The organism is Roseicyclus sp. (genome assembly GCF_965662675.1).
Lineage (GTDB): Bacteria > Pseudomonadota > Alphaproteobacteria > Rhodobacterales > Rhodobacteraceae > Roseicyclus.
This window is the reverse complement of record NZ_CBFIIK010000005.1, coordinates 56084-67485: the sequence shown is the minus strand read 5'-3', so window position 1 is coordinate 67485 and position 11402 is coordinate 56084. Positions and strand designations below refer to the sequence as shown.

Here is an 11402-nt window from a genome sequence, read left to right as displayed (position 1 = left end):
GCAGTGCCATTGTCGATGAAGCCGAAGTTTGCAGCAGCAGACAAGGTGATGTTATCATTTGCCGAAGCCATGCCCGCGGTCATAACGAGCGCAGTCGTAGCGAAGAGAACCTTTTTCATGGTTTTTCCCTCGTGTTGGTATTCAAAGGTGCACCTCAAGACGGGGAATCCGAATTGAGTATGGTGTTGTGTCGCGCCGCGCGCCCGCGATTGCAAGAAAGCCGAACAGCCCGCCTTCGTCTTGCCGCGCGGCTGGTGCAGACATGCCACAGTCAGCTTCGCCCGACCAATGGGGGAAAGACACTTGCCGCGAACGGGTCGCTCCTATACCAACAACCGCATCAAATTTAAGGCCATTCAGGGACCGGCGCATGCTTGGTAAACTGGCAAAACTAGCAGCAATTTGTACGGTCGCGGGGCTTTTGGCGGGCTGCAGCGGTGGCGCGGGCCTTTTCGGCGGCGGTTCGGGTGGCGGGCTTTTCTCACGCGATGGTGCCGACGAACGGCGTGAAGCGCGCCGCGAGGCCAACCGCCAAGCCGCCATCGAAGAAGGTCTGTTGCCCGACCCCAATCGCGAGTCGATCTTCGATCTGTTCACTAATAGCGACGATCCCAACAGCACGGTCGAAGTGAATCGCTACCTGTGGAACGCATCGCTCGAGATCTTGAATTTCATGCCGGTTGAGGCGGCCGATCCGTTTTCGGGCGTCATTCAATTCGGCTATGGCACGCCACCGGGCGGACGCACCGCCTATCGGGCGACCGTCTTCGTACAAGACCCGGCACTTGAAGCGCGCAGCCTGCGTGTCTCGGTGCAGTCGCGCAATGGCGCGGTCAGCCGCGACGTCGCGCGCCAGATCGAAGATGCGATCTTGACCCGCGCGCGTCAGCTGCGCATTCGCGACGCGAGCCTTTAAGCCCGCTTTACGCGGCGGCGCGCCTTATCTATCAGCACGCCGGGCCATGATGCCCGGCGTTTTCGTCTCAGACCCAAGGATGCCTGCCCCATGTCGCGCTACGACCCCGCCACGCTGGAACCCAAATGGCAACAAGAATGGGAAAAGGCCGGAACTTTCGTCGCGCGCCGCAGTGACGATAAGCCCAAGTATTATGTGCTCGAGATGTTTCCCTACCCGTCCGGGCGCATCCATATCGGGCATGTGCGCAACTACACGATGGGCGACGTGATCGCGCGCTACAAGCTGGCCAATGGTTTCAACGTGCTGCACCCGATGGGCTTTGACGCCTTCGGCATGCCCGCCGAAAACGCCGCGATGGCATCGGGCGGTCACCCCGCCGATTGGACATATCAAAACATCGACACGATGGTCGCCCAGATGAAGCCCTTGGGTTTCGGCCTCGACTGGTCGCGCATGTTCGCCACCTGCGATCCGGAATATTACGGCCAGCAGCAGGCGCTGTTTCTCGATTTCCTCGAAAAAGGGCTGGTCTACCGCAAGAACGCGGTGGTGAACTGGGACCCGGTCGATATGACCGTGCTGGCCAATGAACAGGTGATCGACGGCAAGGGCTGGCGCTCGGGTGCCGATGTGGAGCGCCGCGAGCTGACGCAGTGGTTCTTCAAGATCAGCGATTTCTCGGGCGAGTTGCTGGATGCGCTCGACGGGCTCGATGATTGGCCCGCCAAGGTCAAGACGATGCAGGCCAATTGGATCGGCCGTTCGCGGGGGCTGCAATTCGCCTTTGACATGGTCGCTCCGGCCCATGGCCATACACAGGTTGAGGTCTACACGACCCGCCCCGATACGCTTTTGGGCGCAAGTTTCGTGGGCATCTCGCCCGATCACCCCATTGCCCGCGCGCTTGAGGCGCAAAGCGCTGAGGTTTCCGATTTCTGCGCGCTTGCCCGCAAGGGCGGCACGACCGAAGAAGCCATCGAAAAAGCCGAAAAACTCGGGTTCGACACCGGCCTGCGCGTGCGCCACCCCTTTGACCCGGCATGGGAATTGCCCGTCTACATCGCCAATTTCATCTTGATGGAGTATGGCACCGGCGCAATCTTCGGCTGCCCCGCCCATGACCAGCGCGATCTGGACTTCGCGCGGAAATACGGCCTTCCCGTCATCTCGACCTTCGTGCCGCTGGCAGGCGATCATGTGCTGCCCGAAAACGGCGGCGCGGCCTTCGTGCCACCCAAAACCGACCGCGTGCGCTGGACGCTGCCTTTCAACTGGCCCGAGGAGGCGACAGGCGCGCAAGCCGTCGACGCCGCCATCGCCCATTGCGAGGGCAAGGGGATCGGCCATGGCGTGACCAAGTTCCGCCTGCGCGACTGGGGCCTGAGCCGCCAGCGCTACTGGGGCTGTCCGATCCCGGTGGTGCATTGCGACACCTGCGACGTGGTGCCGGAGAAGAAAGAGAACCTGCCCATCGAGCTTCCCCGCGATGTCAGCTTCGACATCCCCGGCAACCCGCTGAACCGCCACCCGACATGGGCCGCGACCACCTGCCCCGCCTGCGGCGCCCCCGCCCGGCGCGAAACCGACACGATGGACACCTTCGTCGATTCGTCGTGGTACTACGCCCGCTTCACCGCACCGCGCGCCAATACGCCCACCGACATGGCCGAAGCCGCCTATTGGATGAATGTCGACCAATATATCGGCGGCATCGAGCATGCGATCCTGCACCTTCTCTATTCCCGCTTTTTCGCCCGCGCGATGGCGATCTGCGGCCACCTGCCCGAGAGCGCGATCGAACCCTTCGACGCGCTCTTCACCCAAGGGATGGTGACGCATGCGATCTACAAGACGACCGACGCGCACGGCCGCCCGGTTTACCATTACCCAGAAGAGGTCGACCTGCGCGACGGCCGCGGCTTTCTGAACGATGGCCGCGAGGTTGAGATCATCCCTTCCGCCAAGATGTCGAAATCGAAAAACAACGTCGTCGACCCCGTCGCCATCATCGCCCAATACGGCGCCGACACCGCGCGCTGGTTCGTGCTGTCCGACAGTCCGCCCGAACGCGACGTGGAATGGACCGCCGCCGGCGCCGAGGCGACGGCCAAGCACCTCGCCCGCGTCCACCGCATCGCCGCCGAAATCACCGAAAGCACAGAGGCGGGCAGCCCCGAGGCCGATGAGGCGCTCTTGCGCGACATGCACAAGGCGATCTTCGACGTGACCAACGGCATCGACAGCTTCGGCTTCAATGCGGCCATCGCGAAGCTCTACGCCTTCACCAACGCCCTTCAGAAATCGCAGGCAAGCGCGGGGGCGAAACGGCAAGCGGCCCTGACGCTCGCCCAACTCATGTCCCCCATGACCCCGCATCTGGCCGAGGAAATCTGGGCCATGCTGGGCGCCCAAGGGCTGATCGCCAACGCCCCTTGGCCCAAAGCGGACGAGGCGATGCTGGTCTCCGACACCGTCACCCTGCCCATCCAGATCAACGGCAAGCGCAAATCCGAAATCACCGTTCCCAAGGATATGCCCATGCCAGAGGTTGAAAAGATCGCGCTGGCGGACGAGGCTGTGCAAAAGGCGCTGGCAGGCGGCCAGCCCAAAAAGCTCATCGTCGTGCCGGGCCGGATCGTGAATGTCGTCATCTGATCACAGCACCACCAGCGCCCTCATGGGCTGCGCATGAAACTCGCCCCGCGCGACATCGCCGCCTATGTCCGCGCGCCGGATAGCACATCGGCGGGTTGCCTGATCTTCGGCGATGATGCGATGCGCGTGGCGTTGCGCCGTCAGGAATTGCTCAAGGCGCTCTTGGGTGAGAATGCCGAGACAGAGATGCGGCTGACGCGGCTTGCCGCCGCCGATCTGCGCAGCGACCCCGCCGCCCTTCTGGACGCGATCAAGGCGGTGGGTTTCTTCCCCGGCCCGCGCGCCGTTTTCATCGATGGGGCGACCGACGGGCTTGCCCCGACCCTCGCGAGCGCGCTGTCGGAATGGCAACCGGGCGACGCGCAGATCATCGCCACCGCCGCGCGCCTGACCCCGAAATCGGCGCTGCGCAAACTCTTCGAAGAGCATAAATTCGCCCGCGCCGCCGCGATCTACGACGATCCGCCCTCGCGCGCCGAAATCGCGGCCCTTCTGGCCGAGGCGGGGCTGCGCGATCTGCCGCGCGATGCGATGGATGATCTCGAGGCGCTGGCGCGCAGCCTGCCCCCCGGCGATCTGCGCCAGACGATCGAGAAACTCGGTCTTTACAAACGCGGCGATGCAACTCCGGTCAGCGCCGCCGATATCGCGGCCATCGCGCCCCTGACGCGCGAGGCCGAACTTGACGATATCCTGCACGCCACGGCCGAGGCCGATGCCGCTGCGATCGGCCCGCTCTTGTCGCGCCTCTCGGGTCAGGGCGTGGCCCCGGTAACGCTTTGCATCGCGGCCCTGCGCCATTTTCGCACGCTGCATGCCGCCGCTTGCCATCCGGGCGGGGCCGCTGCGGGGCTTCAGGCACAGCGCCCCCCCGTCTTCGGCCCGCGCCGCGACCGCATGCTGGCGCAGATCAACCGCTGGGGCCGCGACCCGCTGGAAACCGCCCTCAGCCTGCTGGTGGACACTGACCTGACCTTGCGTTCGGCGCAAAGCGCGCCACAAATGGCGCTGATGGAACGCGCATTGATCCGGCTCGCAATGATGCCGGGTAAAGGGAGACGATAGTGATGAGCTATACCTTGATCGGTGCTGTCAAAAGCCGCGCCTTCCGCGTGCTCTGGACACTGGAGGAGTTGGGCATCGATTACGACCATATCGACGCCGCCCCCCGCTCGCCCGAGGTCATGCGCGTCAGCCCCGCGGGCAAGGTGCCGGTCTTCGTCGCCGATGGTGTGCCCATTACCGATTCGGTAGCGATCATGACCTATCTGGCCGACCGCCACGGCGCGCTCGCCTTCGCCCCCGGCACCACGGAACGCGCCCATCAAGACAGCCTGACCCACCTGATCCTCGATGAATTCGACGCGCTGTTGTGGACCGCCGCGCGACACAGCTTCGTCTTGCCCGAGGAACACCGCCTGCCCGCGATCAAGGACAGCCTGCAATGGGAATTCACCCGCAGCCAGGCCCATATGGCGAGCCGCATGGATACGACTGGCCCCTTCCTGATGGGCGAGACCCTGACCATCGCCGATATCTTGCTCGCGCATTGCTGCGGTTGGGCCGCGAATGCCAAGTTCCCGGTGACCGAACCGCGCCTGCAAGAGCATATGGCGATGATGCGCGCCCGCCCCGCCTTCACCCGCGCCCTCAAGCGTTAACCCCGCATCAAGGTTCACGCAGCGCCCATCTTTGCTTCGAAAATACTCCGGGGGAGGCCGAAGGCCGGGGGCAGAGCCCCCTCACGAAAGACTCGTCGCCTCTGGCGACAGGGGCGGCGCCGCCTGATCAAGAACCTGCCTTCAACGCCCCCAATCCGCCGCATGCCGCCCCGCCCAAAGCCCGGTGGCCAGGCAGCCGGTGATCAGATAGCCCCCGGTCGGCGCCTCCCAATCCAGCATCTCGCCGGCCACGAAAACACCGGGCATTGCGTGCAGCATCAACCCCGCATCGACCGCCCCGCGCGTCACACCGCCTGCGGTCGAGATCGCCTCATCCATCGGGCGCGGGCCCTGATGGCGGATTTCCAGCCCCTTGATCAGCCGGGCCAGCCCCGCCCCCTCGGGCAAGGGGCGGCCGAATTCCTGCAACAGCGCCCGCTTGACCGGGTCAAGCTTCAGCGCCTTTTCCAGATGCTGCGACAGGCTGCGCTTGGGCGGGCGGGCGGCCAAGCGTTCGGCCACCACGGCCTGCGCCAGATCCGGCAAGAGATCGACAACCAACGCGGCCCCGTCGCGCACGGCGGCACTGACCGCATAGATGCCGCCCCCCTCGATCCCCCGGGCCGAAATCACCGCCTCGCCACGCACCCAAGACCCATCGCCGTCCGCAAACCCCACCCCCTTGAGCGGGCGACCGAAATGCGCCGCCATATGCGCCGACCAATCGACGCGGAACCCCATATTGGCGGGACGAAACGACGCGATCTCGACCCCGCTTGCCGCCAATAACCCTGCCCATTGCCCGTCCGATCCCAGCCGCGCCCAACTTGCCCCGCCAAGCGCCAAAACCACCACGCCGGGGCGGATCGCCTGCCGCCCCTTGGCCGTGTCAAAGACCCAATCCCCCCCCGCCAGCCCGACCCAGCGCCACCCCGTCCTGACTGCTGCGTCGATGCGCCTGACCCAGCCGCGCAGAAGCGGGCTTGCCTTCATCGCATGCGGAAAGACCCGGCCTGAGCTGCCGGTGAACACCGGCTGGCCCAGATCCTCGGCCCAAGCCATGACCTGATCGGGCCCCATCTCGGCCAGCATCGGCGCAAGCCACGGGGCGGCCGCGCCATAGGCCGCGACGAAATCCTCCAGACCCTCTGCCTTGGTCAGATTCAGCCCCGATTTGCCCGCCATTAGGAATTTTCGCCCGACCGATGGCTTGGCCTCGGCGATGACCACATCGCGCCCGGCGCGCACCAGCGCCTCGGCCGCCATCAGCCCGGCAGGCCCCGACCCGATCACCAGCGCATCCACCACCTCAGCCATCCATCGCCCCTTGCCATGCGCCCTGCGCACACCATCCTTGGCCGTCATGGACGATCTTCCCATCTGCCCGCTTTGCGACCGGCCGATCCCGCCACGGGCGAAACAAAGCCTGCACCACCTGACGCCGAAACTGCGCGGCGGCAAGGGCGGTCCTGTCGTGTTGCTCCACCAGATCTGCCATAATGAAATCCACGCCACCTTGTCCGAGGCGGAATTGGCCCGCAGCTACAACAGCATCGACGCCCTGCGCGGCCATCCACGGCTTGCGGCCTTTCTCGCGTGGATCGCCAAGCGCCCGCCCGATTTCCATGCCAAGACCGCCGGCGGCAGGCGTGCGTGGAAACAGCGTTAGCGGCCCGCGCACATCGCCTTGATCCGCTGCAGCACATCCGGGTTTCCCGCAAGCGCATCACCCGCGATGTCGCGCGCCGCCTCCATCAGCTCCGCGCCCGGCACGATCCTGTCGATCAGGCCAAAGGTCAGCGCCTCATCCGCGGTAAATTTCTGCCCGCCAAGCAATAAGAGCTTGGTCCTTGCAGGCCCGATCAGCGCCACCAGCCGCCCCGGGTCGGAGGGTTGCGGCAGAAAGCCGAGCTTGGCCACAGGGTAGAAAAAACGCGCGCCCGGCACCGCGATGCGGGTATCGCAGGCAAGCGCCATGCCAAAGGCACCCCCCGCCAGCGTGCCGTTCAGGGCCGCGATGGTCAGGCAAGGAAGCGCGGCGATCGCGCCCGAGACCTGTTCCCATAGGGGCGAGGTCGCAAGCCCCGCGCGCGCCGCCTCCAGATCGGCACCGGCGGAAAAGACCTTGTCCCCCGCCCCGGTCACGATCAGGGCGCGCAAATGCGGGTCGACCGAGGCCTCCAGCAACAGATCGACCATCCTTTCCAGCATCGCGGCGGTCAGCGAATTTGCCTTTTCGGGGCGGTTCAGTGTCAGTGTCCAAAGCCCGTCATCGCGCGCGCAATCGATCATGGGCCAACACCCACGGCTTTGCGGATGTCGGGATCGCGCAGCGAGATGTCATTGCCAAGCCATGGATCGGCATCAGGCCCGCACATCCAGACCAACGCCTGAGCGGGCCATTCGGGCGGAATATGCACCGACCAATCCAGCTGGCTGATCGCATTCACCCCCGATTGCTTAATCTCGCGCTGCATATCGGTGGCGACGGTCCCGGGCGACAGGCCCAGCGCACGGATACCACGCGCGCCGTATTCCGTGTTCAGGCAAGCGGTGAACATCTTGGCCCCCGCCTTGGAGGCGCAATAAGCGCTCCACCCCTCGATCGGATTGACGGCAGCACCCGAGCTGACCGTGATCAGCGTGCCGCCACCGCGTTGCAACATCAGCGGCAGGGCCGCATGCGCACCATGAAAGACGCCCTTGAGGTTGATGTCGATGGCTTGGCTCCACATCTCGGGGTCAGCGGCATCGACATCGGAGATGGGGTCGATCACGCCTGCATTGCTGATCAAAACATCAAGGCCACCAAAAGCCGTAACAGCCGCGCCAAGGGCGGCCTCCACCTCCCAATAGCGGGTCACATCGCAAGGCACGGCCAGCGCGCGCGGGCCGATTTCCCCGGCGATCGCCGCGACCGCGTCACGGTCACGCGCCAAAAGCACGACATTGGCCCCTTGCGCGGCAAAGGCGCGGGCAGCGGCCGCACCGATCCCACGGCTGGCACCGGTGATCACAACAGTTTTCGCGGTCATATCGGGCATGGGCCAACCTTTCTTGCGTGATGCCGGTTCGGCATGCATGCTAGCGGCGCGAACCCTGCGCGGCCAGACCAAAGCGCTGGCAATGTGGTATCGGCACTTGACCGATACGCCACGCCGGGCCGACAGTCGTGATGCCCTACCCCCTCTGTGTGACGGATGCATGCCATGGCCTTTTTGAAACCGCTTTTCCTGACAATCCCGGCGCTGACGCTGGGATGGGTGCAGCCCGTGTTGGCGCTGACCGCCGAGGAACTCTGGGCCGAATGGCAGAGCCAATCAGCCGCCATGGGCCAGATGGTGAGCGTGCAAGAGCAGATCCCCGGTGATGGCAGCCTGACGCTGAACGGCTATGCCATGCGCTACACCGATGCCGAGGTCAGCACGATGGTGCGGCTCGATCAGGTGGTGTTCAACGAAACCGGCGACGGCCGCGTCATTATCACCATGTCTGATACCTATGACCTGACAATCAGCCTCGACCTGGGCAATGGCGGGCAGCCCGTTGATCTGAACTTCGCCATGATCGCGCCGGATCTGCGCGTGATCGCCAGCGGCACGCCGGCCGCACGGGTCTATGACTATACCGCCTCGCGCTTGATGTTCGAAGATCGCCCCATCACCGGTGGCAATGCCCCACTGCCGGTGATCGATGTCATGATCGCCGTGGCCGATCTGACGGCCCGATACGAGATCGACGGAACCAACCCCACGGATCTACGCTACACCAGCAACGCCGCAATCAGCGGCCTGTCGGGCGCGCTGGATATCACGCCGCCACCGGGCGAAGAGGGGTCGATGAAGATCAGCTTTGCCTTGGGTGCCAGCACCAGTGCCAACGCGGGTCAACTTACGAATTTCGCCAACCTCGCCACCAAGCCGGGTGCCTTTCCCGAGAATTTCGCCAACAGCGGCGTCTTGGCCTATGACAGCGCGCGGCTGGAGATGACCTTTTCGCATCCGCGCGATGGCTTTACCTTGCTGGCCTCCAATCAAGGCGGGCGTCTTTCGGCGGATATCTCGCGCGATGCGGTGGATTTCGCCCTGAGTGCAACGGTGGCATCAACCTATCTGGCGGCGCGGGAATTGCCGGTCCCTGTCGCCTTTACGGTCGGCGGGGCCGAGCTTGCGTTTCGTATGCCGCTTGCACCAACCGATGGGCCGCAACCCATCGCGCTGCGGCTGGCCTATCGTGATCTGGCACCCAGCCCCGAGATTTGGGCGCTCGTCGATCCGGGGCAAGCAATCCCGCGCGACCCCATCACCGCCATTGTCGATCTCAGCGGCACGGCGCGGATCTTGCGCGACTTGTTCGCTCTCGATCCCGCAGGAATGGGCGATATCCCCGGCCAGCTTGTCGATCTTGGTATCAACGAGTTGCGGATCACTGCTGCGGGTGCGGAACTGACCGGCAGCGGGCGCGCCGATTTCCCGCCCGGTCCGATCCCCATGCCCGTCGGCGCGGTCGATCTGCAATTGCGCGGGCTGAACGCGCTTTTCGACCGATTGCAGGCGGCGGGCCTGGTCCCGATCGAGCAATTGGCGATGGCGCGCGGGCTGCTGGGTGCTTTTGCCCGGCCCGGTGCAGACCCCGACACGCTTGAGACGCGGCTGGAATTCACCCAAGGCGGCGGGATCAGCGCCAATGGCGTGCCTCTGCGCTGAGGCAGGCCCAAGGCCCAAACCGGTGGCGCGGCTGCGATGGCTTGCGCCGAGCGGGTGTGGGCACTAGGTCCAGATGAAACCCAAGCGCCAAGGTGCCATGCACATGTCAACATCCCTCGCCGATCTGACCGAAGCGTTGCTTCACCATGCACGCCGTGCAGGTGCGGATGGCGCTGATGCGATTGCGGTCGACGGCACCTCGCTTTCGATCAGCGTGCGCAGCGGTGGCTTGGAACAGGCCGAACGCTCCGAAGGCGTCGAGGTTGGGCTGCGCGTCATGGTCGGGCAGCGCCAAGCCTGTGTCTCGGCCTCCGATATCCGCGACGAAACCTTGCAAGAGATGGCCAGCCGCGCGGTCACGATGGCCCGTCTGGCCCCAGATGACCCCACCATCGGGCTGGCTGATCCCGATCAATTATCGCCGCTGCGCGATGGTGACGCGCTGGACATGTGCGATCCCGGCACCGATCCTGACCCGGCCCAGCTGGAGCATATGGCGCAAATGGCCGAAGCGGCCGCGCTCGCCGTCAAGGGCGTTAGCCAAGTGCAGGCCGCCAATGCGGGCTTTTCGCGCAGCCGTGTGCATCTGGCCGCCAGCAACGGCTTTGCGGGCGGCTATGCGCGCTCGGATCACGGGCTGTCCTGCGTCGCGATCAGCGGCGAAGGTTTGGGGATGGAGCGTGATTATTTCGGCGATGGGCGCAACCATGCCGCCGACCTGCTGGACCCGGCCGAGATCGGCCGCATCGCGGGCGAACGCAGCGTGGCGCGGATGGGCGCGCGCAAACCGAAAACCGGCGCATATCCCGTGATCTTCGACGAGCGCATCGCATCGGGGCTGATCGGGCATCTTTTGTCGGCGACCAATGGCACCGCGATCACGCGCGGCGCATCATGGGCGCGCGATCTGATGGGGGCGCAGGTCTTGCCCAAGGGGCTTTCGATCATCGAAGACCCACACCGCCCCCGCGCCGCAGCCTCGCGCCCCTTCGATGGCGAGGGGCTGGCCACGCGGCGTCGGATCATCGTGGATGATGGCATCTTGATGGAATGGACCTTGGATCTGGCTACCGGGCGAAAGCTGGGCTTGCCTTCGACGGGTAGCGCCAGCCGCGGCACATCTTCGCCGCCATCGCCCGCGGTCAGCAATGTGGCCCTGACCCAAGGCAGCCAAAGCCGCGATGCGCTGCTGCGCGAGATGGGAACGGGGCTTTTGATCACGTCGATGATCGGCTCATCCATCAACGCGACCACAGGCGATTATTCGCGCGGCGCCTCGGGGTTCTGGGTGGAAAACGGCGAGATCACCTATCCGGTCAATGAATGCACCGTCGCGGGCAACCTGCACGAGATGCTCATGTCGATCCGTCCTGCCAATGACGCGCGCCCGCACCTCAGCCGTGTCGTACCCTCGCTTTTGGTCGAGGGGCTGACGCTTGCAGGGGCCTGACGCGCGCGAAG

At 65.0% G+C, this 11402-nt stretch carries 10 protein-coding genes; 7 read left to right on the top strand and 3 right to left on the bottom strand.

Going from position 1 to position 11402, the window contains the following annotated elements; translation table 11 throughout:
* Positions 1-370: 370 nt before the first annotated feature.
* The 4 genes from ACTG4J_RS02440 to ACTG4J_RS02425 all read left to right on the top strand — a co-directional run bounded on the left by ACTG4J_RS02440 (position 371) and on the right by ACTG4J_RS02425 (position 5235).
* On the top strand, positions 371-916 hold the full coding sequence (locus ACTG4J_RS02440; RefSeq protein WP_439136901.1) for a DUF3576 domain-containing protein: 546 nt from the start codon (positions 371-373) through the stop codon (positions 914-916).
* A gap of 90 nt (positions 917-1006) precedes the next feature.
* Complete coding sequence (gene leuS / locus ACTG4J_RS02435; RefSeq protein WP_439136900.1) at positions 1007-3574, top strand: leucine--tRNA ligase; 2568 nt, start codon at positions 1007-1009, stop codon at positions 3572-3574.
* A 33-nt stretch (positions 3575-3607) separates the two neighbouring features.
* The gene (gene holA, locus ACTG4J_RS02430; RefSeq protein ID WP_439136899.1) at positions 3608-4639 is read left to right on the top strand and encodes a DNA polymerase III subunit delta; all 1032 of its coding nucleotides are present in this window, start codon (positions 3608-3610) and stop codon (positions 4637-4639) included.
* 2 nt (positions 4640-4641) lie between these two features.
* Complete coding sequence (locus tag ACTG4J_RS02425) at positions 4642-5235, top strand: glutathione S-transferase family protein (RefSeq protein WP_439136898.1); 594 nt, start codon at positions 4642-4644, stop codon at positions 5233-5235.
* A 141-nt stretch (positions 5236-5376) separates the two neighbouring features.
* Here ACTG4J_RS02425 and ACTG4J_RS02420 read toward each other — a convergent pair whose 3' ends face one another.
* Positions 5377-6552, bottom strand: coding sequence for a TIGR03862 family flavoprotein (locus ACTG4J_RS02420; RefSeq protein WP_439136897.1), 1176 nt, complete (start codon positions 6550-6552; stop codon positions 5377-5379).
* A 46-nt stretch (positions 6553-6598) separates the two neighbouring features.
* Between ACTG4J_RS02420 and ACTG4J_RS02415 the strand changes: the two genes are divergently transcribed.
* Positions 6599-6904, top strand: a complete 306-nt coding sequence (locus ACTG4J_RS02415) for an HNH endonuclease (RefSeq protein WP_439136896.1) — start codon at positions 6599-6601, stop codon at positions 6902-6904.
* Here the strand turns inward: ACTG4J_RS02415 and ACTG4J_RS02410 are convergent.
* Together ACTG4J_RS02410 and ACTG4J_RS02405 are read right to left on the bottom strand one after the other, a co-directional pair.
* A complete protein-coding gene (locus ACTG4J_RS02410; protein ID WP_439136895.1) occupies positions 6901-7527 on the bottom strand; it encodes an enoyl-CoA hydratase/isomerase family protein in 627 nt (208 codons plus the stop codon). The genes ACTG4J_RS02415 and ACTG4J_RS02410 overlap by 4 nt on opposite strands.
* Complete coding sequence (locus tag ACTG4J_RS02405; RefSeq protein ID WP_439136894.1) at positions 7524-8279, bottom strand: SDR family oxidoreductase; 756 nt, start codon at positions 8277-8279, stop codon at positions 7524-7526. The genes ACTG4J_RS02410 and ACTG4J_RS02405 overlap by 4 nt, the downstream gene beginning before the upstream one ends.
* 165 nt (positions 8280-8444) lie before the next feature.
* Between ACTG4J_RS02405 and ACTG4J_RS02400 the strand changes: the two genes are divergently transcribed.
* Together ACTG4J_RS02400 and ACTG4J_RS02395 are read left to right on the top strand one after the other, a co-directional pair.
* Complete coding sequence (locus ACTG4J_RS02400) at positions 8445-9941, top strand: DUF2125 domain-containing protein (RefSeq protein WP_439136893.1); 1497 nt, start codon at positions 8445-8447, stop codon at positions 9939-9941.
* 103 nt (positions 9942-10044) lie between these two features.
* Complete coding sequence (locus ACTG4J_RS02395; RefSeq protein WP_439136892.1) at positions 10045-11391, top strand: TldD/PmbA family protein; 1347 nt, start codon at positions 10045-10047, stop codon at positions 11389-11391.
* Positions 11392-11402 lie beyond the last annotated feature (11 nt).